The sequence below is a fragment of the Streptomyces sp. NPDC006512 genome, from assembly GCF_040611935.1.
GTDB lineage: Bacteria > Actinomycetota > Actinomycetes > Streptomycetales > Streptomycetaceae > Streptomyces.
In genome coordinates this window covers 1-26,539 of sequence record NZ_JBEXPG010000063.1, presented here as the reverse complement: position 1 = coordinate 26,539, position 26,539 = coordinate 1, and the positions used below count along the sequence as shown (strand labels likewise).

The 26,539-nt window shown below is 75.8% G+C and carries 16 protein-coding genes; 13 read left to right on the top strand and 3 right to left on the bottom strand.

All coding sequences use genetic code 11. The features are described from left to right. The first annotated feature begins 33 nt into the window (after positions 1 to 33). The 3 genes from ectB (at position 34) to thpD (ending at position 2,724) form a co-directional block, all read left to right on the top strand. Positions 34 to 1,302 carry a diaminobutyrate--2-oxoglutarate transaminase gene (gene ectB / locus ABZZ17_RS32445; RefSeq protein ID WP_356881475.1) on the top strand — a complete coding sequence of 423 codons (1,269 nt, stop codon included), beginning with the start codon at positions 34 to 36 and terminating at the stop codon, positions 1,300 to 1,302. A 44-nt stretch (positions 1,303 to 1,346) separates the two neighbouring features. Continuing rightward, positions 1,347 to 1,751 (top strand): ectoine synthase, encoded by a 405-nt coding sequence (locus ABZZ17_RS32440; protein ID WP_356881473.1) that lies wholly within the window; start codon positions 1,347 to 1,349, stop codon positions 1,749 to 1,751. Between the two features lie 70 nt (positions 1,752 to 1,821). Continuing rightward, positions 1,822 to 2,724, top strand: coding sequence for an ectoine hydroxylase (gene thpD, locus ABZZ17_RS32435; RefSeq protein ID WP_356881471.1), 903 nt, complete (start codon positions 1,822 to 1,824; stop codon positions 2,722 to 2,724). Positions 2,725 to 2,799: 75 nt separating this feature from the next. Here the strand turns inward: thpD and ABZZ17_RS32430 are convergent, their stop codons facing one another. The 3 genes from ABZZ17_RS32430 to ABZZ17_RS32420 form a co-directional block, all read right to left on the bottom strand. Beyond that, positions 2,800 to 3,312 carry a universal stress protein gene (locus ABZZ17_RS32430; RefSeq protein ID WP_356881469.1) on the bottom strand — a complete coding sequence of 171 codons (513 nt, stop codon included), beginning with the start codon at positions 3,310 to 3,312 and terminating at the stop codon, positions 2,800 to 2,802. Between the two features lie 172 nt (positions 3,313 to 3,484). Further along, positions 3,485 to 4,669, bottom strand: coding sequence for an Ig domain-containing protein (locus tag ABZZ17_RS32425; protein WP_356881467.1), 1,185 nt, complete (start codon positions 4,667 to 4,669; stop codon positions 3,485 to 3,487). 106 nt (positions 4,670 to 4,775) lie between these two features. After that, positions 4,776 to 5,669, bottom strand: coding sequence for a LysR family transcriptional regulator (locus ABZZ17_RS32420; protein ID WP_356881465.1), 894 nt, complete (start codon positions 5,667 to 5,669; stop codon positions 4,776 to 4,778). Between the two features lie 671 nt (positions 5,670 to 6,340). Between ABZZ17_RS32420 and ABZZ17_RS32415 the strand changes: the two genes are divergently transcribed. From ABZZ17_RS32415 to ABZZ17_RS32370, 10 genes are all read left to right on the top strand, one after another. Next, positions 6,341 to 13,168: an SDR family NAD(P)-dependent oxidoreductase gene (locus ABZZ17_RS32415; RefSeq protein WP_356881463.1), complete on the top strand. Its 6,828-nt coding sequence runs from the start codon at positions 6,341 to 6,343 to the stop codon at positions 13,166 to 13,168. Beyond that, positions 13,158 to 17,714, top strand: a complete 4,557-nt coding sequence (locus tag ABZZ17_RS32410) for a beta-ketoacyl synthase N-terminal-like domain-containing protein (protein ID WP_356881461.1) — start codon at positions 13,158 to 13,160, stop codon at positions 17,712 to 17,714. Before ABZZ17_RS32415 ends, ABZZ17_RS32410 begins: the two co-directional genes overlap by 11 nt. Continuing rightward, a complete protein-coding gene (locus ABZZ17_RS32405) occupies positions 17,704 to 18,027 on the top strand; it encodes an acyl carrier protein (RefSeq protein ID WP_356881459.1) in 324 nt (107 codons plus the stop codon). Before ABZZ17_RS32410 ends, ABZZ17_RS32405 begins: the two co-directional genes overlap by 11 nt. Positions 18,028 to 18,032: 5 nt before the next feature. After that, positions 18,033 to 18,866, top strand: coding sequence for an alpha/beta hydrolase (locus ABZZ17_RS32400; protein WP_356881457.1), 834 nt, complete (start codon positions 18,033 to 18,035; stop codon positions 18,864 to 18,866). After that, positions 18,863 to 20,035: a nucleotide disphospho-sugar-binding domain-containing protein gene (locus ABZZ17_RS32395; protein WP_356881455.1), complete on the top strand. Its 1,173-nt coding sequence runs from the start codon at positions 18,863 to 18,865 to the stop codon at positions 20,033 to 20,035. The genes ABZZ17_RS32400 and ABZZ17_RS32395 overlap by 4 nt, the downstream gene beginning before the upstream one ends. Further along, positions 20,032 to 21,882, top strand: coding sequence for a class I SAM-dependent methyltransferase (locus tag ABZZ17_RS32390; protein WP_356881453.1), 1,851 nt, complete (start codon positions 20,032 to 20,034; stop codon positions 21,880 to 21,882). Before ABZZ17_RS32395 ends, ABZZ17_RS32390 begins: the two co-directional genes overlap by 4 nt. Beyond that, positions 21,879 to 22,787 (top strand): galactokinase, encoded by a 909-nt coding sequence (locus tag ABZZ17_RS32385; RefSeq protein ID WP_356881451.1) that lies wholly within the window; start codon positions 21,879 to 21,881, stop codon positions 22,785 to 22,787. The genes ABZZ17_RS32390 and ABZZ17_RS32385 overlap by 4 nt, the downstream gene beginning before the upstream one ends. Before the next feature lie 101 nt (positions 22,788 to 22,888). Then, positions 22,889 to 24,127, top strand: a complete 1,239-nt coding sequence (locus ABZZ17_RS32380) for an alkaline phosphatase family protein (RefSeq protein WP_356881449.1) — start codon at positions 22,889 to 22,891, stop codon at positions 24,125 to 24,127. Between the two features lie 66 nt (positions 24,128 to 24,193). Then, complete coding sequence (locus tag ABZZ17_RS32375) at positions 24,194 to 25,432, top strand: MFS transporter (protein ID WP_356881447.1); 1,239 nt, start codon at positions 24,194 to 24,196, stop codon at positions 25,430 to 25,432. Then, positions 25,429 to 26,451 carry a TolB-like translocation protein gene (locus ABZZ17_RS32370; RefSeq protein ID WP_356881445.1) on the top strand — a complete coding sequence of 341 codons (1,023 nt, stop codon included), beginning with the start codon at positions 25,429 to 25,431 and terminating at the stop codon, positions 26,449 to 26,451. Before ABZZ17_RS32375 ends, ABZZ17_RS32370 begins: the two co-directional genes overlap by 4 nt. Positions 26,452 to 26,539 lie beyond the last annotated feature (88 nt).

Sequence of the window (26,539 nt, the reverse complement as noted above, 5' to 3'; positions counted from 1 at the left end):
GACCGCCCCAGAGCACCTCAGGAGAGGATCACCTTGACCACCACCGCACCGAGCCCGACCGTCTTCGACACCGTCGAGTCGGAGGTGCGCAGCTACTGCCGCGCCTGGCCCGTCGTCTTCGACCGCGCGGAGGGCAGCCGCCTCCACGACGAGGACGGACGCACCTACCTGGACTTCTTCGCCGGGGCCGGCTCGCTGAACTACGGGCACAACAACCCCGTGCTCAAACAGGCGTTGGTCGACTACATCCAGCGCGACGGCATCACGCACGCCCTGGACATGTCGACGACCGCCAAGCGGGCCTTCCTGGAGACCTTCCACTCCACCGTCCTCGCCCCCCGCGCACTGCCGTACAAGGTGATGTTCCCCGGCCCCACGGGCACCAACGCCGTCGAGGCGGCGCTGAAGCTCGCCCGCAAGGCCAAGGGGCGCGAAGCGGTCGTCTCCTTCACGAACGCCTTCCACGGCATGTCCCTGGGCTCGCTCGCCGTGACCGGCAACGCCTTCAAGCGCGCGGGTGCCGGCGTTCCGCTGGTCCACAGCACGCCGATGCCCTTCGACAACTACCTCGGTGGCCGCACTCCGGACTTCCTCTGGTTCGAGCGGCTCCTGGAGGACCAGGGCTCCGGCCTCAACAACCCCGCCGCGGTGATCGTGGAGACCGTGCAGGGCGAGGGCGGGGTCAACGTGGCCCGCGCCGAATGGCTGCGCGCCCTCGCCGACCTGTGCCGCCGCCGGGACATGCTGCTGATCGTCGACGACGTGCAGATGGGCTGCGGCCGCACCGGTGACTTCTTCTCCTTCGAGGAGGCCGGCATCACGCCCGACATCGTCACCGTCTCCAAGTCCATCAGCGGCTACGGACTCCCCATGGCGCTGTGCCTGTTCAAGCCCGAGCTCGACATCTGGGAGCCCGGCGAGCACAACGGCACCTTCCGCGGCAACAACCCGGCCTTCGTCACGGCGACCGCCGCCCTGGAGACCTACTGGCGCGACGGCGTCCTGCGCGAACGCACCCGCGTCCAGGGCGCCCGCATCGAACGGGCCCTCGTCGACCTCTGCGCCGACCACGAGCGCGACGGCGCCTCGTACCGGGGCCGCGGCATGGTGTGGGGGCTGGAGTTCACCCGCAAGGAACGCGCCGCCGAGGTCTGCAACCGGGCCTTCGAGCACGGACTCCTCATCGAGACCTCCGGTCCCGAGAGCGAGGTGGTCAAGCTGCTTCCGCCGCTCACCGTGTCCGCCGACGAGCTCGAAGAGGGCCTCGACATCCTCGCCCGGTCCGTACGCGAGACCGCCTGACGGCCGCATCCCGCACCACCCCGACGACGAAAGGGACTTCCACCGTGATCGTCCGATCCTTCCAGGACATCGAGGGCACCGACCGCCACGTCAAGGCGGCCTCCGGCACCTGGGAGAGCAAGCGCATCGTCCTGGCGAAGGAACGCGTCGGCTTCTCCCTCCACGAGACCGTCCTGTACGCCGGCACCGAAACCTCCATGTGGTACGCGAACCACGTCGAGGCGGTGGTGTGCGTCGAGGGCGAGGCCGAACTCACCGACGAGGAGACGGGCCTGAAGCACACCATCACGCCCGGCACCGTCTACGTCCTCGACGGCCACGAACGCCACACCCTGCGCGTGGTCCGTGAGTTCCGCTGCGTGTGCGTCTTCAACCCGCCGGTCACCGGCCGCGAGGACCACGACGAGAACGGCGTGTACCCGCTGCTCACCGAGCCGGACCCGGTCTGACCCGACCGCGCACCGCGCCGCACCGCACCGCGCGCACCGTATGAATCCGAGAGGAGAGGAAAGCACCGCCATGACCACTGTCACCGAACGCACCCTCGCCGACCTGTATCCCACCCGGGGCTCCGAGGAGACCCTCGTCGGACGCAAGGACCCCGTCGTGTGGTCCGAACCCGGCACCCCGGGACCGCTCTGGGCGCGCGAGCTGGAGGGCTTCGAGCGCGACGGGTTCCTCACCGACGAGCAGCTGATCCGCCCGGAGGAGGTCGAGCTGTACCGGGCCGAGATGGACCGGCTGGTGGCGGACCCGTCCGTCCGGGCCGACGAGCGCGCCGTCGTGGAGCCCGGGTCCGGGGAGGTCCGCTCGGTCTTCGAGGTCCACCGCATCAGCGAGGCGTTCGCACGGCTCGCGGCCGATCCCCGGATCGCCGACCGGGCCCGGCAGATCCTCGGTTCCGACGTGTACGTCCACCAGTCCCGCATCAACGCCAAGCCCGGCTTCGGCGCGAGCGGCTTCTACTGGCACTCCGACTTCGAGACCTGGCACGCCGAGGACGGACTGCCCCGGATGCGGACGGTCTCGGTGTCCATCGCCCTCACGCCGAACCACGCGACCAACGGCAGCCTCATGATCATGCCGGGTTCCCACCGGACGTTCCTGGGCTGCGCGGGAGAGACGCCGAAGGACAACTACAAGAGGTCGCTGCAGATGCAGGACGCCGGCACCCCCTCCCGCGAGGCGCTGAGCAGGTTCGCGTCCGCCTGTGGCATCCGGCAGTTCACCGGTGACGCCGGATCGGCGACCTGGTTCGACTGCAACGCGCTGCACGGTTCGGGGGACAACATCACCCCCTACCCGCGCAGCAACGTCTTCCTGGTGTTCAACAGCGTGGAGAACCTGCCCGCGGAGCCCTTCGCCGCGCCGGTGCGGCGCCCGTCGTTCATCGCCTCGCGCGACTTCACTCCGCTGCGCTGACCGGCGGGAAGCACGTCACTCCCCTTCTGCCGGACGGCCGGAACGCCGTCCGGCAGAAGGGGGTACGGCGCCGGTTCAGGAGGTCAGCTCCCGCACGTCCAGCGGCAGCCGCCAGAAGTTGCGGCGGTGCACGGCGTCCAGCTCGGCCTCGAGGGGAGACGGCGGCACGACGAGGACCGGGCAGGCGGCGTGCGCGAGGCAGTACCGGGCGACGGAAGGACGGACCAGCCGGCGCAGCGGGACGCGTGGTCCCGTACCGATCACGAGGAGGTCCTCCGCGTCGCGGGCGACGTCCACGAGGACGGCGCCCGGGGTGCCCCTCACCGTGTAGCCGGTGAGGGTGACGCCGGGCGGCGCCGCGCCGAAGGCCCCGTCGAGCACCTCCCGCAACCGCTCGACGGCCGCCGCACGGCAATCCGCCGGCGCCGGAACCCCGGAGCCGCCCCGGCTGCCGAGGCCGCCTCCCGGCGCCTGCCAGGCCAGCACCACGCGCAGTTCCGCGCCCCGTGCCCGCGCTTCCGCGGCGGCCCGGTGCAGCGCGGTGAGACTCCCCGGGGTTCCGGTCACCCCGACCACGACTCTCGGCATGCGCCCCGCCCCTCTTTCTCTTTCTCTCGTTTCCGGCCACGGTCCTTCGGCCACGGACTCCCATGGAAGGCCTTGCCGGGTGGCGGGGCGCGGTCGTTGACGTTCTCCTCACACGGAACCGCGCAACCCTGACGGATTCCTGATGCCGCCCCGCCCTCGTGCGGTCACGGCACTAGAACCAGCTGAGGGTGAGCGGGAAGGCGGTGGTGGCGGAGGCTCCCGTCGAGTCGGTGGCGGTGGCGGTGAGCTGGACGGTGCCCGACGCCCACGGTTTGCCGCTGATGCGTCCGGTCGCGGTGTCGAGGACGAGGCCCCAGGGCAGTCCGCTCGCGGCGTAGCGCAGCGGGGGCTTCCCGCCGGTCGCGGTGAGCTGGATCGTGCAGCTCTGGTTGAACTTGCAGGTCTGCGGGCCGGGGTTGGCTAGCTTGAGGTCACCGGTGGGCGGCGGGGTGGTGCCGTCACAGCCAGGTGCGGCCTCGGCGGGCAGCGGCACGCGCCAGATCTGGTTGTCGTTCTCGGAGCCCACCAGGAGCGTGGCGCAGTCGGCGTACGTCACGATCTCGCCCTGGGGCTGGGCGGGCAGGGCCACATCGGCGAGTTTGGTTCCGGTCGCCGCGTCGTACACGGTGGCGGTGTTCGCCCCGAGGGGTCCGCCGCTGCGGAGGGCGTAGGACTTTCCGGTGGGCGAGAAGGCGCCGTCGGTGGTGAAGACGGGGCCGGACCGGACCGGGGTGAGGGTGTTGAGCTGCCCGGGCTGCGGGGGCAGCGGCGCCTTGTAGAGCCGGCCGGTGGCGCCGATGAGCTTGCTGGCGACGTACAGCTGCCCGGTCACCGGGTCGGCGAGGAGCGACTCGGCGTCGTGGCGGCCGTCGGAGTAGGCGAAGCGGTACGTGGCGGGGGTGACGGTGGCGTTGGCGAGGGTGTCGGGTTCGGGGAGGGCGTGGACGGTGAGCTCGGCGCGGCCGCTGAAGTTGTCGCCGATGTCGCCCACGAGGATCACCGGGCGGCCGGCCTGGTCCTTGCCGAGGGCCAGGGCTTCCCAGTCCGTGTTGGTGGCGCCGGCGACGGTGAGGGTGGCCCGCAGCTGTCCGGTGGGTCCGTTGCAGTCGACGGCGAACACCTGGTTGGTGTTGCCGCTGTCGTTGACGGCGTAGAAGACGCCGGGGTGGCGCGTGCTCATGGCGAGCCCGCTGATCTCGGTCAGGCCCGCGGGCAGGGTGCACTTGCGTTCCGGGGCGGCGGCCGGTGCGGAGGCCGGTGCCGAGGCGTACGCGGCCTGCGGCACCGGTGATAGCAGGACGAGGCCCGCCGCGGCAACGGCCGCCGCGGCGCGGGGAGATGCGAGGAGTGGGGACATGCGCACAATGTGGGGGCGGCGGCCTCGGTTCCCAAGCGGCAGGCACTCCCGCGTTGGGCATGGAGCGATGCCGGGCCGGCATGGGGCCCGCCTTCCGGCGGGCCCGTCAGCGACTCGGCTCGCGGACGGGGGAGTTGTGCCGGGCGTGGGCGAGGAAGGCCCGCGCGGCGCGGCTCAGGGGGCGCCGGGCGTGCACGATCCCCACGGGCCGCAGCAGCGGCGGGGTGAAGGAGCGGACCTCCGCGCGGCGGCCGAAGGCCCGTAAGACGACGTCGCGGTACCAGATGAGCGAGCCGCGGCCGTCGATCACGCCGGTCACCCAGGCCAGCCGTTCGTTGACCTCCAGCGTGGGCACGGGCCGTACGCCCAGGCTGCTGAACATCGCCTCCAGCTCCGTACGGCGGCCCGTGCCCGGTGCCGGCAACACCATGTCGAGACCGTCGAGCATCCGGAAGGGCAGCGGGTCGGGGAGTCTGGATCCGAGCGGCGAAATCAGGACGACCTCACGCTCCTGGATGTGGTGCGCCGACAGCTCCTTGTCCACGGGCAGGTCCACCAGCCCCAACTCGGCCGTTCCGTCGACGAGTTCCTGCACGAGGACTTCCCGGCTGTCGTGCTGGTGCAGGCGTACGTCGACCCCCGGACTGCGCTCCGTGAAGGCGGGCACGAGGTCGACGGCCAGATCGAGCGCCAGGGTCGGCGTCGCCACGACGTGCAGGGTGGCCCGGGCGTTCTGCGCGTGCGGTGCGCCGACGTCCTCGATCGCCTCCACCGCGTCGAGGACGGTACGGGCGAGCCGGACCACGCGGGTGCCCTCGGGCGTGAGGTCCACGCCGCGCCCGCGGCGGGCGAGCAGCTCCACTCCGAGGTCGCGCTCCATGGCCTGAACGGCCCGGGAGAGGGCGGACTGCGCGACGAACACCGAGGCCGCCGCGCCGGTGATGGAGCGGCAGTCCGCGACGGCCACGAGATAGCGGAGCTGCGCGAGCGTGGGGGTCATGACCGGACGGTAACTCCCAGATCGACACCTTGTAAGGGGCAGCCGAGTGAACAACGGGCCGACTGTGGAACCCCGCATACCAGGTCTCACGCGAGTCATACCGGCACGGCATGCCCGGTGGCGCGGACCGGTCGCGACCGCCGCCCGGAAGGCACGGCTCCGGTCCGTACAACCGTGCAGGCCGGGGCGCCGGGAGCCGTCCGGGGCTGCGGATTCCGCAGCGATCTCCGCGCGGCCGGAAGCCAATGGACCGTACCTGCGGGGCCGTTGACACTCCACGGCGGTCACCGCACGATGCAACGCGGCACGGCGTTACCGGCGGGTCACCTCTGGCGGGTGTTCCGTCGGTGCGGCCTGAGCGAACCCCCCGCCACCCCCCTGACCTGCCTGGACCCTCGCCGCACCGCCCGTCGCCGACCGTCCGCCGTCAGCACCGTGCGCCCCGTCCGTTCCGCCCGCTCGCGCTGCCGTCCCCCGGCGCGCCGGTCCGGCCCGGCGCACGGGCACCGCCCGTTTTCAGCCCCGCCCTTCTCCGCCCCGTCCGTTTTCCGCCCCGTCCGTTTTCCGCATCGCCCGCTCTCGCCCCGCCCGCTCGCCCCGCCCCGCCCGTCCGGTACCACCTGTCCCGCCCTGCCCGCCCGCCCTGCCCGTTCGGCACGTCAGGAGCGCCTGTGACCCCCCATCCGGCCCGTTCCGCCGTCCGCGACCTCGTCGTCGCGCTCAGCCCTTTCGAGGAGCCCAATCCCAGGATCGTGGTGGCCGCCGAGCGCGCCGGCGCCCTCGGTCTGCTCGACCTCGGCAGAGACGCCTGCCTGGCCCGCCGCGCCCTGGCCGAGGCGACGGGGGCGCTGCGGCAGCCCTACGGCGTTCGCGTGCCGGCCGGCTGCCCGGTGTGGCCGGACGAGCTGCCGGCCGAGGTGGACACCGTGCTCCTGGCCGATCCCGCCCAGCAGCCGCGCCCCGCGGCCTGGGCGGCCGGCGGGGCCCGGCGGGTCTGGGCCGAGGTGACCAGCCCGCAGGAGGCGGCCGCCGCCGTGGCGGCCGGGGCGGACGCGGTCGTCGCGAAGGGGCACGAGGCGGGCGGGCGGGTCGGCGAGCTGACGACGTTCGTCCTGCTCCAGCGGCTGCTGGCCGACCCGGACGTGACGGTACCCGTCCTCGCGCAGGGCGGGATCGGCCCGCACACGGCCGCGGCGGCCGTCGCGGGCGGCGCCGCCGGGGTCGTGCTCGACTCCCAGCTCGCCCTCACCACCGAGGGCGAGACCGCGCTCCCCGGGGAGATCACCTCCGCCGTCCGCGCGATGGACGGCAGCGAGACCCTGGTCGTCGCGGGCCACCGGATCTACACGCGCCCCGACCTCGCACCGCCGGACCCCGCGGAGCTCGCCCACCGGCTCGGCGCCCGCTCCCTGCACACCCACGCCCTGCCCCTCGGCCAGGACGGCGCCTTCGCCGCCCGTCTCGCGGCCCGTCACCGCACCACGGGCGGCGTGGTGCAGGCCGTGCGCGAGGCGGTCGCCTCCCATCTGGACGCGGCCGTGGAGAGCGCGCCGCTGCGGCCGCGGGACTCCGCCCCGCACCTGCCCGTGGCCCAGGGCCCGATGACCCGGGTCAGTGATCAGGCCGCGTTCGCCGGGGCCGTCGCCGACGCGGGCGGGGTCCCGTACCTGGCGCTGGCCGTCATGCCCGGCGACGAGGTCCGCCTCCTGCTCGCCGAGACCGCCCGGCTCCTGGGCTCGCGGCCCTGGGGCGTGGGCCTGCTCGGGTTCGCGCCGCCCGAGCTGCGGGCCGAGCAGCTGGCCGCCGTGGCCGCGGTCCGTCCCCCGTACGCGATCATCGCGGGCGGGCAGCCCGCCCAGGCGGCCCCCCTGGAGGCGGCGGGCACCCGGACGTACCTGCACGTCCCCTCCCCCGGACTGCTGGAGCGGTACCTCGCCGAAGGTGCCCGGAGGTTCGTCTTCGAGGGTCTGGAATGCGGCGGCCACATCGGCCCCCGCGCCTCCTTCACGCTGTGGGAGGAGCAGATCGACCGGCTGCTGGCCCACGACGACGTCCCGGCGCTGGACGTCCTCCTCGCCGGCGGCGTCCACGACGACCGGTCGGCCGCCATGGCCGCCGTCGCCGCGGCTCCGCTCGCCGCACGCGGGGCCCGGATCGGGGTGCTGATGGGCACCGCCTACCTGTTCACCGCGGAGGCGGTCACCGCCGGGGCCGTCCTGCCGGGCTTCCAGGCCGCCGCGCTCGACTGCGAGGCGACGGTCCTCCTGCGGACGGCGCCCGGGCACGCCACCCGGTGCGCGGCGACCGAGTACGCCGACACCTTCGAGGCGGCCCGGCAACGCCTCTCCCAGGACGGGACGAGCCCGCGCGAGGTGTGGGAGGAGCTGGAGCGGCTCAACCTCGGGCGGCTGCGCATCGCCAGCAAGGGCCTGCGGCACGGGAGTCCGGGACCGGTGCCGGTGGGCGAGGAGGAGCAGCGGCGCGACGGCCTCTTCATGCTGGGCCAGGCCGCGACGGCCCGGTCGGCCACCACCACGGTCGCCGCCCTGCACACCCAGGTGACGCAGGGGGCGAGCGCCTTCCTGGAGCGCAGGGCACGGGAGCTGGCCCCGGCCGCCCCGCCCGCGGCGCGGCCGGCCGAGCCGCTGGACATCGCGATCGTCGGCATGGCCTGCGCCTATCCGGGCGCGGGGGACCTGGCCGGCTTCTGGGCGAACGTCGTCGCCGGGCGGGACGCGGTCACCGAGGTCCCGGACGACCGGTGGGATCCGGCGCTCTACTTCGACCCCGACCCGGCGCGGGCCGGGGAGCGCACCCCTTCGCGGTGGGGCGGGTTCCTGCCGCCGGTGCCCTTCGACGCGCTCGCGCACGGCATCCCGCCGGCCTCGCTGCCGGGGATCGAACCGGTGCAGCTGCTCGCCCTGGAGATCGCCGGCCGCGCCCTGGCGGACGCCGGGTACGGGGGCGGCCGCGCGTACGACCGCTCGCGGACCTCGGTGGTCTTCGGTGCGGAGGCGGGCACGGACCTGGCGGGCGCCTACGGGTTCCGCGCCCTGTACCCCGGCTACCTGGGGGAACTGCCGCCGGAACTGGACGCCCGGCTGCCGAAGCTCACGGAGGACTCCTTCCCGGGCGTCCTGGCCAATGTGATCGCCGGCCGGATCGCCAACCGGCTCGACCTCGGCGGCGCGAACTGCACGGTCGACGCGGCCTGCGCCTCGTCGCTGGCCGCCCTGGACCTGGCCTGCCGCCAACTGCGCTCCGGTGACAGCGACATGGTGCTGTGCGGCGGTGCCGACGTGCACAACGGCATCAACGACTACCTGATGTTCGCCTCCGTGCGGGCCCTGTCCCCCACCGGCCGCTGCCGCCCCTTCGCCTCGGACGCGGACGGGATCGCGCTCGGCGAGGGGGTCGCCGCGGTGGTGCTCAAGCGGCTGGAGGACGCCCAGCGCGACGGCGACCGGGTGTACGCGGTCGTCAAGGCCGTCGGCGCGTCCAGCGACGGGCGCTCCCTCGGGCTCACCGCACCCCGCCCCGACGGACAGCGGCGCGCCCTGGAACGGGCCTACGAGCGGGCGGGCGTCTCACCGGCCGAGGTGGGCCTGGTCGAGGCGCACGGCACCGGCACCGTGGTCGGCGACGGTACGGAACTCGCCGTGCTGACGGCGCTGTTCGGTGGTTCCGGGAACGCCGGGTGTGCGCTGGGCTCCGTCAAGTCCCAGATCGGCCACACCAAGTGCGCGGCCGGACTGGCCGGGCTGATCAAGGCGGCCCGGGCGGTCCACGCCGGGGTGCGGCCGCCGACGCTGCACCTGGAGCGGCCGCACCCCGACTGGCGGGCGGAGGAGGGCCCGTTCTTCTTCGACACCGAGGCCCGGCCGTGGGCCGCGCCCGCCCGGCGGCGGATCGCGGGCGTGAGCGCCTTCGGCTTCGGCGGTACGAACTACCACGCCGTGCTGGCGGGTTCCGAGGACGAGCCCCCGCACGGGCTGGACGCCTGGCCCGCCGAGCTGTTCTGCTTCCGCGGCGCCGACCACCGGGCGGCGGGGCGGGCGATGGACCGGCTGGCGGCCCGGCTGGCGGAGAACGACGCCGCGGGACGGCCCTGGCCGCTGCGCGACCTGGCCGCCGAGACCGCCGCGTCGGCGTCCGGTCCCGTGCAGGTCTCGGTCGTCGCCGACGGCCTGGACGACCTCGCCGCCAAGCTGGAGCGCGCCCGCGGCCTGACCCCGGGCGAGGGGGTCCGCGTACGGGCGCCGGAGGCGGATCCCGGGCAGGTGGCGTTCCTCTTCCCCGGGCAGGGCAGCCAGCGCCCGGGCATGCTCGGAGACCTGTACGTAGCCTTCCCCCGGCTGCGCGGCCTGTTGGACGGGGCGCCGGCGCAGGTGGTGGCGGCGATGTTCCCGCCGGCCGCCTTCACCCCGGAGGAACGCTCGCGGCAGCGGGACGCGGTCACCGACACCCGCGTCGCCCAGCCCGCGCTGGGTCTGGCGGGCGCGGCCGCGCACCTGCTGCTCGGCTCGCTCGGCGTCCGGCCCGACTGCACGGCCGGGCACTCGTACGGGGAACTGACCGCGCTGTGGGCCGCGGGCTCCCTGGACACCGCGGCGCTGCTGCGGCTGAGCGGCCGCCGGGCCTCGGCCATCCTGGAGGCCGCCGGAGCCGATCCCGGGACGATGGCCGCGGTGACGGCCGCCCCCGAACAGGTCCGGGAGATCGCGGCGCGGTCCGGATGTGTCGTCGCGAACCACAACGCGCCGTCCCAGTGCGTGATCTCCGGTCCGACGGCGGCCGTCGAGGCCGCCCTGGCCGCACTGCGCGCCGCCGGGCTGCGCGGCGAACGCATCCCGGTGGCCTGCGCGTTCCACAGCGGGGTCGTCGCGGGCGCCGTGGACGCCCTCGCCGCCGAGCTGGCCGGGACGGCGGTGGCGGAGCCCGCCGTCCCGGTCTGGTCCACCGCCACGGCCCGCCCGTACCCGGCGGATCCGACGGAGGTCCGGGACGTGCTCGCCCGGCAGGTGGCCGAGCCCGTGCGGTTCGTGGACCAGGTCGAGGCCATGTACGCGGCCGGGGTGAGGACGTTCGTCGAGGCCGGGCCCGGCCGGGTGCTGACGGGCCTGGTCGCCAGGATCCTGGGCGACCGGCCGCACACGGCCGTCGCCGTCGACGTACCCGGTGAACCGGGCCTGCCCCGGCTGCTGACCGCGCTCGCGGAACTGGCGGCGGCGGGGGTGCCCGTCGATCCGGAGGTCCTCTTCAAGGGGCGGACCGCGCTGCTGCCCGAGCGGGCGCCCCGCAGGCCCGGCTGGCTGGTCGACGGCCATCTGGTGCGCACCGCGGACGGCTCGCCCGTGGCGGGCGGGCTCCTTCCGGCCCGGCGCGTGGCGCTGCCGCGGCCGGCGGCCGCGGTGGACCGCCGTGAGGAGACCGTACTGGAGTACCTGCGCGGGGCGCGGGAGCTGGTGGCGGCCCAACGCGAGGTCCTGCTGGGCTACTTGGGCGCGGAGGCGCCCGCCTCGCCGCTGCCCGTCTCGCCGCTGCCTGCGCCGCCGGAGCCGGCGGCGGTGGAAGAGGAGCGGGCCCCTGCCCGGCCCGCGGAGGTTCCCGCCGCCCGGGGTCCGCTCACGCCGCACGAGGTCATGGACGCCGTCCTGGAGATCGTCCACACCCGCACCGGCTATCCGCGCGACATGCTGGACCCCGATCTCGACCTGGAGGCGGACCTGTCGGTCGACTCCATCAAGCGCGTGGAGATCGTCGGGGCCCTGGCCGACCGCATCGGCCTGCCCCGGCAGCTCGACGGCGCCGCGGAGTCGGCGGTGGAGGAGCTGTCCCGGATCAAGACGATCCGCGGGATCGTCGACTGGATCGCCGCCCGGGAGCCGGCGGCACCGGCCGCGACCCCGGCCGGTGGGGGTGCGGTCGAGGACCCGGTCCGGCCCGCTGCCGCCGAGCCCCGGCCCGGAGCGGCCCTCGTACGCCGTCCGGTCCGGCTCCGCGTCGAGACCGCCCCGGCCGGGCCACCCCGCGCGGGCGACCCCGGGGAGGCACTGGCCGGGCGGAGCTTCGCCCTGGTGGAGGACGGGCTCGGGGTGGGCTCCGTACTCGCCGCGCTCCTGGAGTCCCACGGGGCCCGGGTGCGCACGCTCCCGGCCGAAACTCCGGCGGACACCGAGGGCGTGGACGGCCTCGTCGACCTGAGCGCCCTGCGCCCCGGCCTGGACCCCGCCCTGCCCGAGGCCTTCGCGAGGCTGCGCGGGGCGCTGCTCGGCGGGGTGCGGTGGCTCGTGGTCGTCACCGCCGGGGGCGGGACCTTCGGCCACGGCCCGGCGGCGCCCGACCCGGTGCCGGGTCTCGGGCTGCGCGGGTTCGCCCGCAGCGCCGCGCTCGAATGCCCGGGAGTCCTCGTACGGGCCGTGGACGTCGACCCCAAGGACCGTCCGGAGCGCATCGCCGCCCACCTGCTCGCGGAACTGTGCGCCCCGGACGAGCCGGTGGCCGTCGGGTACACCAACGGCACCCGTACCGTCCTGCGCACCGTGCCCGCGCCGCTCCCGGACACCGCGCCGGTACGGCTGCCGCTGGACTCCGGCAGCGTGGTCCTGCTCACCGGCGGGGCCCGCGGCATCACCGCCCGCGTCGCCCTGGCCCTGGCCCGGGCCGCGGGCTGCCACGTCGAACTGATCGGCCGCACTCCCCCGCCCGGGGCCGAGGATCCCGCCCTCGCCTCGGCGCACGACCGGGTGGCCCTGCGCGCCGCGCTGATCGCCGGGGGCCTGCGCACCCCGGCCGAGATCGAGGCGGTCGCCTCCGCGACCCTGGCCGCCCGGGAGGTGCGCGAGACCCTGCGCGCCCTGGGCGGCGCGGCGGCGTCGGTCCGCTACCACTGCGCGGACGTCACCGACGAGGCCGCCGTCCGCGCGGTCGTCGCCGGAGTACGGGCCCGCCACGGCAGGCTCGACGGGATCGTGCACGGCGCGGGCCTGCTCCGGGACTCGCTCCTGCGCGACAAGGACCCGGCGTCCTTCGCCGAGGTCTTCGCCGCCAAGGTGGACGGGGCCCGGCACCTCGCCGCCGCCGTCGCCGACGAGGGCGCGCCGGCGGCGCCCGCCCCGGCGTTCCTGGCCCTCTTCGGCAGCGTCGCCGGCGTGTACGGCAACCGCGGCCAGGTCGACTACGCGGCCGCCAACGACGCCCTCGACACGCTGGCCCACGTCTGGGCCGCGGCCTCCCCCGGCCGGGTCCTCGCCGTCGACTGGGGCCCGTGGGCCGCGGAGGCGGGCGGTATGGTCACCCCGGAGCTGGAGCGGGCGTACGCGCGACGGGGCATCGCGCTCATCGCGCCGGACGCGGGCGTGGAGGCCTTCCTGGCGGAACTGGCCCACGGCACGGATCCGCAGGTCGTCCTCATGGCGGACGGTCCGCAGGATCCGGGCGGCACGGCGGATCCGGCCGGCACGGACGCGACGGACCCGGAGGCCCGCCATGGCCGCTGACCCGCGTCCCTCCGATGCCGCGATCGTCGGCATGGGCGCCGTGTTCCCCGGCGCCGGCGACCTCGCCGCCTACCGGCACAACCTGTTCACCGGTGTCGACGCCATCACCGAGGTACCGCCGGGGCGTTGGGACCCGCAGGTGTACTACGCCCCCGAGGGGCCGTCCGGCAGTGACCGCTTCTACTGCCGGCGGGGCGGCTTCGTCGACGACCTCGCCGCCTTCGACCCCACCCGCTTCGGCATCATGCCCGCCGCCGTGGCCGGGGCCGAGCCCGACCAGCTGCTGGCTCTGCACGCGACGGCCGAGGCCATCGCCGACGCGGGCGGCGAGGACCGGCTGCCCGCCGACCGGGCCCGGATCGGCGTGGTGCTGGGCCGGGGCGGCTTCATGGGCGTGGCGACCGCCCGGCTCGACCAACGGGTGCGCACGGCCCACCAGTTGAGCGCGACGCTGCGCGAGCTGGCACCGGAGCTGAGCGACGGCCGGATCGCCGGGATCCGGCAGGCGTTCCAGAGCGCCCTGGGCCCGGAGCAGCCGGAGGCCTCGATCGGCCTGGTGCCGAGCTTCACGGCGGCCCGGACCGCCAACCGGCTCGATTTCCGGGGCCCCGCCTACACCCTGGACGCGGCATGCGCCTCCTCGCTGCTGGCCGTGGACCAGGCGGTGTCACTGCTGGCCGCCGACCGCTGCGACCTGGTCGTGGCGGGCGCCGTCCACCACTGCCACATCGCCACGCTCTGGAGCGTGTTCACCCAGCTGGGCGCGCTCAGCCCCAGCGAGCGCATCCGGCCCTTCGACCGGCGGGCCGACGGCACGCTCCTGTCCGAGGGGACCGGCGTGGTCCTGCTCAAACGGCTCGCGGACGCGCAGCGGGACGGTGACCGGGTGTACGCGGTGATCCGCGGGGTCGGCGTCGCGGGTGACGGCCGCGCGGCGAGCCTGATGAGCCCGCTCGTGGACGGGCAGGTCCAGGCGCTGGAGCGGGCCTGGACGATGGCGGGCCTCGATCCGAAGGCACCCGGGTCGATCGGTCTGCTGGAGGCCCACGGCACCGGCACCCCGGTCGGCGACGAGGCCGAACTGACCACCCTGGCCCGGGTGTTCGGCCCGCCCCGGAGCGGCGGCGGGACGGCCGCCGGTTCCGTCGCGCTGGGCTCCGTCAAGTCCATGCTCGGGCACACCATGCAGGCCTCCGGCATGGCCGGGCTGATCAAGGCGGCACTCGCCGTGCACGAGGGGGTGCTGCCGCCGACCCTCCACCTCGACGATCCGCACGAGGCCTTGGCCCGGACCCGGATGCGCCCGGCCCGTACGGCCGAACCCTGGGAGCCGGGCCGGGAGCCGCGCCGGGCGGCGGTGAACGCCTTCGGGTTCGGGGGCATCAACGCCCACGTCATCCTGGAGGAGGCCCCCCGGTCCCGCGCGGCCGCCCGGCCTCCCGTACGCCGCTTCCTCCCGCTGCCGGCCGCGGGCACCACGGCCGGCCCCCGCGGGTCGGCAACGCCCGCGTCCGTACTGCTCCTCACGGCGGAGACCCCCGAAGCCCTGGCCCGGCTCCTGGCCTCCCCGGAACCCGGGGCGGGGGCCGCCGGCTCCGAGCACGGCGGACCGTACCGGCTGGCGGTCGCCGGGCCGACCCCGGAGCGCCTGGCCCTGGCCGCGAAGGTGCTCGCGCGGGGCCGCCCCTGGCGCGGCCGGGGCGGCGTGTGGTTCACGCCCCGGCCGTTGCTCGGCCCGTACGCCGCCGAGCCGGGCGGCCGGCTCGCCCTGCTCTTCCCGGGCCTGGAACCGGAGTTCGCACCCGCCCTGGAGGAGGTCGGCGCCCGCCTGGGCGTGGCCGCGCCCGCGCTGACCGGCGGCACGGAGCTCGTCGAGCGCGCCCTCGACGCCCTCGCCACGGGCCGCTTCTTCGCCCGGGTCCTGACCGAACTGGACCTCCGGCCAGACCTGTTGGCGGGGCACAGCCTCGGCGAGTGGGCCGCGATGGTGGCCGCCGGCATGTACCCGCAGGACGCGGTCGACACCTTCCTCGGCTCGCTGCGGCCCGGCTCGCTCGCCGTCCCGGACCTCGTGTACGCGGCCCTCGGCTGCGGCGCGCCCCAGGCGGCCGCCGCCCTGCACGGCCTGGAGGGCGTGGCCGTCAGCCACGACAACTGCCCGCACCAGTCGGTGGTCTGCGGGCCGCCGGAGCAGATCGCGTCGGTGCTCGGCCGGCTCGCGGCCGAGGGCGTACTGGGCCAGGAGCTGCCGTTCCGGTCCGGTTTCCACACCCCCATGTGGGAGCCGTACCTCGGCCAGGTGCGGGCCGCGTTCGCGCGGCTGCCGCTCCAGCCGGCCGGGCTCCCCGTGTGGTCGGCCACCACGGCCGCCCCGTACCCGTCCGATACGGACGCGGTCCGGGAGCTGGTGCTCCGGCACCTGCTGGAGCCGGTGGACTTCCGCTCCCTGACCCTGCGGCTGCACGCGGCGGGCGTACGGGCCTTCGTGTCGGCGGGCCCGGGCAGCCTCACGGGCTTCGTGGAGGACACCCTGCGCGGTACGGAGCACCTCGCGGTCGCCGCCTCCAGCCCGCGCCGCCCGGGCCCGGACGCCCTGCGCCACCTGGCCGCGGCGCTGTGGACCGAGGGTCTGCAACCCCGCTGGGAACGGCTCCTCGACCGGCCCGCGCCGGAGCGCGCCGGGCATCCGGTGCTGCTCGACCTCGGCTCCCCGCTGGTGCACCTGAACGGCGCCGCCCGGCCCCTCCGGGAGGCCGGTCCCCTCGCCGGCCCTCGGCGCGGCCCGGCCGTCCCGGGCCGGCCCGTGCTCCTGTCCGCCCTGGACGCCGTCCTCGACGAGGCGGAGGCGGCGGCCCACGCCGTCACCGAAGCCCTGGCCGGGGCGGGAACGACGGCCGCCGCGGCACCTCGTACCGGCACCGGCACCGCCGGAGCGGGGCCGGCGGCCACCCCGGCCGGGGCACCGGCCGGCGCGGCGCGCGCGTACAGCCGCCGCCTCTCCCTCGACGCCCTGCCCTCCGTCCGCGACCACTGCGTCTACCTCCAGCCCGAGGGCTGGCCGGAGGACTCCGACCGCTTCCCCGTCGTCCCGATGACGACCATGCTGGAGCTGGCCGCCGAGGCCGCCCTCGCCACCCGTCCGGGGCAGCTCGTCACCGGCTTCGACGACATGCGCGCCCTGCGCTGGCTGCCGGTCGCGCCCGCCGTCGACGTCGAGTTCACCACCCGCCCGGACGGAGACGGCCGCGTCCGGGTGACCATCGGCGACTGCGCGTCCGTCGCCGTCCGCCTCGGGTCCGGCCACGGTGCGCCGCCCCCGCCCGATCCGGCCCCGCTCACCGCCGAACGCCCGGCGCCGGTCTCCGCCGAGGCGCTCTACCGGGACCGCTGGATGTTCCACGGCCCCCGCTTCGCCGGGGTCCACGAGGTCACCGCCGTCGCCGACGACGGCATCCGCGGAGTGCTCCGGGCCCTCCCCGCGCCCGGCGCGCTGCTCGACGCCGCCGGACAGCTCCTCGGCCACTGGATGCAGCTGCGCCTGGACTCCGACAAGCTCGTGTTCCCCGCCGTGCTCGCCCGGATCCGTCTGTACGGACCCCCGCCCCCGCCCGGCACCCTCCTCGGCGCGACGGCCCGCGTCCGCGAGGTGGCACCGACCTCCGTACGCGGGGACGTGGAGCTCCGCACCCCCGACGGCGCGGTCTGGGCCCGGCTGGAGGACTGGACGTACCGGCGCTTCGCCGCCGACGAGCGGGTGTGGCCGATGAAGTTCACCCCGGAGGTGTCCGGGATCGGCGAGCCGCAGCCCGGCGGCTGGTGCGTGGCCGTGCGCCGCTGGAACGATCCCGCGTCGCAGGAGCTGGTCATGCGCCGCTACCTCGGCGCCGCCGAGCGCGAGGCGTACGAGCGGCTCGCGCCGCGCGCCCGCGCCCCGTGGCTGCTGGGCCGGATCGCCGCGAAGGACGCCCTGCGACAGCTGTTGTGGGACCGGGGGGCCGGCCCGGTCTTCCCGGCGGAGGTCACCGTCACCGCCGACGGTGCGGGCCGGCCGGTCCCCGGGGGCCTGGCCGCCGGCCTGCACCTGAGCCTGGCCCACAAGGACCGGATCGCCGTCGCGGTCGCGCATCCCGACGCCCCCGTGGGCATCGACGTGGAGCCGGTCGCCGAGGACCCCGGCGCGCTGATCCGCATCGCGCTCACCCCGGACGAGCACCGCCTCGCCGAGCGTCTCGCGGCCCGGGACGGGACCGGCCTCGCGGCCGCCGTCACCACCCTCTGGTGCGCCAAGGAGGCCGCCGCGAAGGCGGAGGGCACGGGTCTGGGCGGCCGGCTCGTGCGCTGGCGGGTGACCGAGGACCCGGCGGACGGGCTCCGGGTCCTGTCCCCCGCCGGCCGCACCCACCACGTACGGACCACGACGCACGCGGGACACCTGGTCGCCCGGACCGTCCCGGCCGCCGCGGCCCCACGCTCCGCCCCCTCATCCGCACCGGAATCCGCCCCCGCAGTCCTTCCGACCCCGACGGAGAACAGCCATGGCATCTGACATCCTCGCCGAGATCACCGGCATGCTCGTCCGGATCGTCGGCGACGAGTTCCTCCTGGCCGACGAGGTCACCATGAAGACCACGTTCAACGAGGACCTGGCGCTGGAGAGCATCGAGTTCGTCGCCCTCGCCGAGCTGCTGCACGAGCGCTACGGATCCCGGGTCGACCTGATGGGCTTCCTCGCGGAGAAGGACATGGAGGCGATCCTCGCGATGTCGGTCGGCGAACTCGTCGACCACATCGCGCGGGTCGCCCACAGCTCCCTCGCCGCCCTCCCGGTCCGTCCGGTCCGTCCGGTCACGACGGCCTGACCGCCATGGCCGAGATCCTCGCCAACGCGCTGCGCTTCCACGTCCAGCGGCTTCCCGCATCCGAAGTCCCGGCGCCGGAGGGCACGTCGGGTGGCCGTGCCACCCCCGTCGTCTTCCTGCACGGCCTCGTCGTCGACAACCTCTCCAGCTTCTACTGCCCCCTGGCCGTGCCGCTGGCGCGGGCGGGGCACGAGGTGGTCCTCTACGACCTGCGCGGCCACGGCCTGAGCGAGCGCCCGCCCTCGGGGTACGACAGCCGCACCGCCGTCCGGGACCTGTTCGCCCTGCTGTCCGCGCTCGGGCTCGACTCCCGGCCGGTCCACCTGGTCGGCAACAGTTACGGCGGCACGCTCGCCCTGCACGCCGCCCTCGCCCGGCCCGGTCTCGTCGCGGGCCTGACCCTCCTCGAACCGCCGCTCAGCGGCCCCTGGGTGGAGAACATGGTCGACACCCTGTCCGTCGCCGCGCTCAGCCTGGAGGACAGCGAGGTCCCCGCCGAGCTGGCCTCGCTGCGGCTGCGGAAGGCGGCGAAGCTGACCGCCATCGCCGACGCGCTGCTCAACGGCACCACCCTCATCGACGACGTCGCGGCCGGCCGCACCTTCACGCCCGCCGACTACCGGGCGGTCGACTGCCCGGTCCTGGTCGTCTGCGGGGAACACTCCGAACTCGTCCCGGGCGCCCGGGAACTGGTACGGCACGCCCCGAGCGGCGCGCTGCGGATCCTGCCCGGGCTCGGCCACGACGTGCTCAAGGAGGCGAGCGGGGTGCTCCGCGAGGCGGTGCTGGCGCACGCGGCGGCCGTCCGCCGGGCCCGGGCGGGAGCGCTGATCACATGAGGTTCCTCTTCGTCGTGCCCCCGCTCGCCGGCCACGTCAATCCGACGGTCGCCGTCGCCGCGGAACTCGCCGCCCGCGGCCACGAGACCGCCTGGACGGGCCCCGCCGAAGTGCTGACCGGGCTGCTGCCCGCGCACGCCCGGCTGTTCCCCGCCGGCGACGCCGCCGGACCGGGATCCGGCGGGTACGCCGCACTGCACGGGCGGTGGCGGGACCTGCGGGGCGTCGCCGCGCTGCGGTTCCTGTGGGAGGAGGCGCTGGTGCCGCTGGCCCGGGCGATGGTGCCGGGCGTCGAGCGGGCCGTCGCGGCCTTCGCCCCGGACGTGGTGGTCGCGGACCAGCAGGCGCTGGCCGGGGCCGTGGTCGCCCGGCGGCTCGGCATCCCGTGGGCGACCTCGGCGAGCACCTCGGCCGAGTTCACGCGGCCGTTCGCCGGGTTCCCCAAGGTCGGGGAGTGGGTGGCGGAGCAGCTGGCCGGGCTGCTCGCCTCGTGCGGGGCGCCGCCCGGCTGGGACCCCCGGTTCTCGGACCGGCTGGTGCTGGTGTTCTCCACGCCGGAGCTCATCGGCGGCGCCGGATCCTTCCCCGGGCACTACGCCTGTGTGGGGCCCGCCTTCGGGGCCCGCCCGCCGGGTACGGACTTCCCGTGGCAGCGGCTCGACCCCGACCGGCGCCGGGTGCTGGTCTCGCTGGGCACCCTCAACCAGGAGGCGGGTTCCCGGTTCTACGCCGCGGTCCTGGCCGCCGGGGAACTCCTCGCCGACCGGGTGCAGTTGGTCGTGGCCGCGCCCCGGCACCTGACCGGCCCCGGGCCGGCGCACGCCCTGCTCCGGGAGACCGTGCCGCAGCTGCGGCTGCTGCCCCACCTCGACGCGGTCGTCAGCCACGGCGGCCACAACACGGTCTGTGAGGCGCTCGCCCACGGCCTCCCGCTGGTCGTGGCCCCGATCCGGGACGACCAGCCGATCGTCGCGCAGCAGGTCGCCGATGCCGGGGCGGGGGTCCGGGTGCGGTTCGGCCGGGCCCGGCCGGCCGACCTGTGCGACGCGCTCACCGCCGTACTGGAGGACTTCGGCCCGCACCGTCGTGCGGCCCGGCGGATCCAGGCGTCCTTCGCCGCCGCGGGCGGCGCCGCCACCGCGGCCGACAGGTTGGAGAAGCTGTCATGAGCCCATGGGTTTCCCTCGTGATCGCCGCGGCACTCGGCGCGGGAACGGTACGGGCCCGCAGCCGCCTGCACGCGTTGCCGGTCCTGCGCTCCGCCGACGGGCGGACCTCCGCGGAAGACCCGGACGGACGGCCCTCCCCGGGGCCGCGCCGGCGGCTGCTCACCGCGCGGGGCGTCGTGGTGGAGCCCGGGGTCCTCGCTGCGGCCGGCGCCCAAGCCGACCGGGAGGGTCTCGACGTACTGGAACTGCTGCCGCGGGACCTGGCCGCCGAGGACGCCCTCGGGCTGCTGCGGCTGGTCGACCCGGCCGGGTACCGGCAGGACCGGCTGGCCGCCGGGCGCGGCGCGGGGTACGCCGTGCTCGTCTCCGGGGACGTGCTGGCGCGGGCCGGGGTGGATCCGGACCGGCCCCGGAACCGGGTGGAACTCCTCGAACTGACCCGCCGTTTGAAGGAGTACGCCACCGCCTCCACGGACCTGGCCGTCGCCCCCGGCCTGAGTTCCCGCCCGGCGTCCTCCGGCGGGGGGAACCGCGCTGCCGAACTGCGGGCCCAGGGCCTGCCGCCGGGGCTGCTGTCGGCGCTCCAGCTGGCCGGCCTCGCCCTGCTGGCGGCGGCAGCCGTGCGGGACGGCCGCTGGGGTGTGGCCGCGGCCGGCCTGTACTGGCTGCAGCCGCTGCTCGTACTGGGCACCGGCGGCCCGCTGCGGCCCGCGGACCTGGCGCGTGCGAGCGCGGCCCGGCCGCTGCGGTCGCTGCGCGCCGCCGTGCGCACGGCAGCCGGGGCCCGGTCCCGGCCGCCGGCCGGTGAGCGGGAGCGCACGGCGGAGTACGCCGCCGAACTGGCGGGCGGCACCGCCCTGTTCTTCGAGCCGCGGCGCGCCGACTGCCCGTGGTGCGGTGCGCCCGGGCCGGTGGTGCGGGTGCGGATGCCGGACCTCCTCCAGGGCAAGCCGGGGCGTTTCACCCTGGAGGAGTGCCGGTCCTGCGGGCACGTCTTCCAGAACCCGCGGCTGACGGTGGAGGGGCTGGACTTCTACTACCGCGACTTCTACGACGGCCGGGGCGGCGAGGGGGCCGGGGTGGTGTTCGGCCGGCTCGGCGCCCACTACCGGGCGCGGGCCGCGATGCTCGCCCCGTACGCCACCCCCGCCTCCTGGCTCGACGTCGGCACCGGTCACGGGCACTTCTGCGACGTGGCCCGTGACGTGTGGCCCGACACCCGCTTCGACGGGCTCGACATGGGCGACGGGATCCAGGACGCCGAACGGCGCGGCTGGGTCGCCACCGGCTACCAGGGCCAGTTCCCCGACCTCGCCGACAAGCTGGCCGGCCAGTACGAGGCCGTCAGCATGTACCACTACCTGGAGCACACCCGGGACCCGTTCGCGGAGCTCGACGCGGCCGCGCGGGTCCTGGTGCCGGGCGGGCACCTGCTGATCGAACTGCCCGATCCGGAGTCGCGGATGGCCCGCCTGCTGGGCGCGCACTGGCTGCCGTGGTTCCAGCCGCAGCACCAGCACCTGATCCCGGTGGGCAACCTCCGCGCGGCACTGGCCGGGCGCGGGTTCACCGTACTGGCCGAGGAGCACGGGGCGGCCCATCAGCACAACGACTTCGTGGGAGCCGTGGCCCTCGTGACGAACCGGCTCGCCCCCGACCCCGCCAGTCCGTGGGCCGATCCGGCCCTGGCCCGCCCCGGGCGGCGCGCGGCCCGGCTGGCGGTACGCGCGGCCGCGCTGCCGTGCCTGGCGGCGGCCGGGGTGCTGGACGCCGTCCGCAGTGCCGCGGCCCGCCGCACGGACGGCGGGAACGCGTACCGGCTGCTGGCCCGCAAGGAGGCGCGGTGAACGCCCCGGCCACGGAGGGGGCCCCGCTGCCGCTGTCCCACCGGGCGACCGCCGACCCGCTGTTCCGGCTGGTCGCCCACGCGCTGGAGACCGCGCACGGGCGGCCCCCGGCGGCGGTGTGGAGCGCGCCGCACGCCTTCCACCTCGGCTCGCCGGGTCTGGTGGCGGCGGCCGGCTGGCCGGTGGCGGCCGCGGCGGCCCCGCGCGAGGACGGCACGGTGCGGCTGAGTTCGCTCGGTCATCCCGCCCAGAGCTGCGACCTGCCGCTGACCGGCCCCTCCCCGGACACCCCGGAGTGGGCGGCCCGCCCGTACGCCCTGCTCCGGGCCCTCGCCGGAGCCGGTTACGGCCGCTCCGGCACCGACCTGCACGTCCAGGGCACCCTCACCGAGGCCGCCGGGCTCAGCCTCACGGAACCGCTCGACTGCGCGGTCGCGCTCGCGGTGGCCGACGTACACACCCCGGAGGGCGGGGCGCGGCCTTCGCGGGAGCGGCTCACCGCGCTGGTCCGGGAGGTGGCCCCGGGGGACGACGACGCCCTCCGCGACGCGGTGCTGTTCGCGCGACCCGGTACCGCCCTGCACGCCGGGCGCGGCGGGGTGCGGCGGAGCGTGCCCTTCGACCCGCCCGCCTCCGGGGCGTGCCTGGTGCTCATGGCCGTGCGGGGCTCCGCGCGGGAGCGCGCCGACGGCCTGGCGCGGGCGGTGGAGTGCGCGCGGCGGGCGGGCGCGCTCAGTGCCTGGCCGCCGGGTGGCCGGCCGGGCCGCAGCGTCCTGGTGCTGCTGCCCCGGGACCGGCTGACGGCGGTCCGCGCGGCGGTCGCGGACGCGTTCCGCGACCGGAGCCTGCCCGTGCCGCGGTTCGTGAACGTGGCCGTGGCCGGAGCGGCCCGCCGGGAGGAATGACCGGGGCCCGGCACCCCCGGGCCCCCGCACCCCCTGACCCCCACACCCCAGACCTCCGCACCGCGACACCCCGAGGACAGAGGACACAGGAGGCATCAGCCATGCGCACCAGACATCCGGCACCGGACATCCCGGTCGCACCACCGCACGGGCGGAACAGGAGGTGGCGGGCGACCGCGACCGCCCTCGCCTGCGCACTGGGCCTGGTCACCGCCATGACCATCGGCAACTCCCAGGCCGCCGACGTCGCTTCGGCGCCGAATCCCCCGCAGGCCGCCGGGGCCGCGGCGGCCCTCCCCGGCTACGACCACGTGGTGGTCGTCGTCTACGAGAACAAGCAGTACGGGGAGATCATCGGCAGCGCCAACGCCCCGTACGTCAACCAGCTGGCGAACGGCGGCGCGAGCCTCACGGGCATGAAGGCCCTGACCCACCCCAGCCAGCCCAACTACTTCAACCTCTTCTCGGGCGGCACCCAGGGCATCACCGGTGACGGCTGCTACACGCCCCAGTCCATGAGCGTGCCCAACCTCGGCCAGGAACTCATCGCGGCGGGCAAGACGTTCGCCTCGTACAACGAGGACCTGCCGGGCGAGGGGTCCACGGCCTGCACGAACGGCCAGTACGCGCAGAAGCACAACCCCTGGTTCGCCTTCAAGAACGTGCCCCTCACCACCGGCAAGACCTGGGCGCAGTTCCCCCGGACCGACTTCAACGCCCTGCCCCACCTGTCGTTCGTCGTGCCGAACCAGTGCAACGACATGCACTCGTGCCCGGTGAGCACGGGTGACACGTGGACCAGGAACAACCTGGACGCGTACGCCCAGTGGGCGAAGGCCAACAACAGCCTCCTCGTGCTCACCTGGGACGAGGACAACTACCTCGGGTCGAACCAGATCGCCACCGTCTTCTACGGCGCGCACGTCAAGCAGGGCCGCTACAGCGGCGCGTACAACCACTTCAACCTGCTGCGGACCTTCGAGGACCTGTTCGGGACCGGGCACGCGGGCAACGCGGCGAGTGCCCAGCCGATCACGGAGGTCTTCGGGACCGGTGGTGAGGAGCCGCCGCCGGGCGGCGGGCCGACCGTCGTCAACCCCGGCGCGCAGACCTGCAAGTTCAACCAGTCCTGCACGATCCAGGTGACGGCCACCGGGGGCACGGCTCCGCTGCGGTGGACCGCGGCCGGGCTGCCGTGGGGTCTGACCATGGACGCCTCGACCGGCCGGATCAGCGGAAAGCCATGGGGGTCCGGAACCGTGCAGATCACCGCCACCGCCACCGACGCCGCCGGAAAGGCGGCGAGCACCGTCTTCCCGCTCACCCTCAACTGGTTCTGACGGAACGGTGCAGCGAACAACGCAACACCAGCCGTGAGGACCTGAAGGAACCGGAAGGAGACGTCCGTGTACCTGTCGGCCAACCGAGCCGCCGATACGGCCCGGGGCGTGCCGCGCCCTGCGGCCGGCCCGGCCGTCGCGGGGAACGTGCTCGTGCTCGGCGCGGTCAGCCTGGTCACGGACGTCTCCGCCGAGATGGTCACCGCGGTCCTGCCGCTGTACCTCGTCGTGGGCCTCGGCATGTCGCCGCTGGCCTTCGGCGCCCTCGACGGGCTCTACCAGGGCGCGACCGCCCTGCTGCGACTGGCCGGCGGGCACGTCGCCGACCGCACCGAACGCCACAAGCTGGTGGCCGGCGTCGGCTACGCCCTGTCGGCGGTCTGCAAACTGGGGCTGCTGGCGGTCTCCACCCCGTGGGCGGTCGCGGCGGTCCTGACCGCCGACCGGACCGGCAAGGGCCTGCGCACCGCCCCCCGCGACGCGTTGATCTCCCTGTCGGCCCCGCCCGAGGGGCAGGGCCGGGCCTTCGGCGTGCACCGGGCCATGGACACGGCGGGTGCGCTCCTGGGTCCGCTCGTCGCGTTCGGCGTGCTGTGGTTCGCGCACGACGCCTACGACGCGGTGTTCACCGTGAGCTTCTGCGCGGCGGCCTTCGCGGTGCTGCTGCTCGCGCTGTTCGTACGGGACGTCCGCACCCGGCCGCCCCGGTCCCCCGCACCGCCCGGCGGGCGCGGGCCGGGCTCCGTGTTCCGCGACCGCGGCGTGCGGCGGATCGCGCTGACGGCGGCCCTGCTCGGCGTGTTCACGGTCGGCGACTCCTTCGTCTACCTGCTCCTCCAGCGGCGGCTGGAGCTGCCCGCCGCCGCGTTCCCGCTGCTCCCGGTGGCGACGGCGGCCGGGTTCCTGCTGCTGGCCGTGCCGCTGGGCAGGCTCGCGGACCGGGCCGGGCGCGGCCGGGTGTTCCTGGCGGGCCATGCCGCGCTGGTGGCGGCGTACCTGCTGCTGCTGTCCCCGCTGGGCGGTGCGGTCCCGGCGGTGCTCGTCCTGTTCCTCCTGGGCTCGTTCTACGCGGCCACCGACGGTGTGCTGATGGCGGCCGCGGGGCCGCTGCTGCCCGCGCGGCTGCGGGCAAGCGGCATGGCCGTGGTGCAGACGGCGCAGGCCCTGGCCCGCTTCGCGGGGGCGCTGCTCTTCGGTGCCGGCTGGACGTACGCGGGTCCCGGCGCGGCGCTGGCCGGGGCGGCCATCGGTCTCACCCTGTCGCTGGCGGCGGCCGGGATGCTCGGCAAGGGAGCCCTGCGATGACGCGCACCGTACGGAAGGTCCTGCTCCTGGTCCTGTTCTCCGCGCTGCTCGCGGCGGTGGGGGTGGTGTCGGTGGTCCGGGCCGCGGACCGGGCCGACGACCGGGCGCGGGCCCGGCCGGGCGGTCCCGCCGCGCGGTCCGGGGCGGTGAGCCTGGACCAGCCGGGCCGGCTGCTGTTCCGCAACCTGGCCTGGGGGCCCGGCCGCGACATGGTCGCCTCGGTGCCGCTGGGCGCGCCGGAGGAGGCCGCCCGGACCACCGCGGGCCAGGACTGCCTGCGTTTCCACGCGGCGGCGGGTACGGGGGTGTGCCTGCGCCGGGCGGGCGGGGTCGTCCCCCAGTACGAGGCGGTCGTCCTCGACTCCGCGCTGCGGCCGGTCCGTTCGTTCCCCGTGCCGGGTACGCCGACCCGGGCGCGGGTCTCCCCGAGCGGGCGGCTGCTGGGCTGGACGGTGTTCGTCAGCGGGGACTCGTACGCGGGCGGGGCGTTCTCCACCCGCACCGCCGTCTACGACACCCGGTCGGGGGCGCTCGTCGAGAGCCTGGAGGAGTTCGCGGTGTTCGACGGGGGCCGGCGCCTGCGGGCGGCCGACCACAACTTCTGGGGGGTGACCTTCGCCGCCGACGACAACCGCTTCTACGCGACCCTCGCCACGGGCGGCGGCACGCACCTCGTCGAGGGGGACCTGCGGGCCCGCGAACTGCGCGTCCTGCGGACCAACGTGGAGTGCCCCTCCCTGTCGCCCGACGGCACCCGGATCGCCTTCAAGAAGCGGGTGGACGGCCTGCCGGCCGAGGCTCCGTGGCGTCTGTACGTACTGGACCTGCGCAGCGGGGCGGAGACCGAGCTGGCGGAGCGGCGGAGCGTCGACGACCAGGCCCTCTGGTACGACGACACCACGCTCCTGTACGCCCTGCCGGGAGATTTCGGCGGCGACCTGTGGTCGCTGTCCGTGACGGGCGGGGGAACCCCGCGCCTGCTGCTGAAGTCCGCCGTCTCCCCGGCGGTCCGGCCCTAGGGCCTGTCGTCAAACTCCCGTCGTCGCCCGGAGGGCGGCCCTGCGGCGTCTGGTGCGTGCTCTCGGTGCGCCGGGCGGAAGCCCGCGT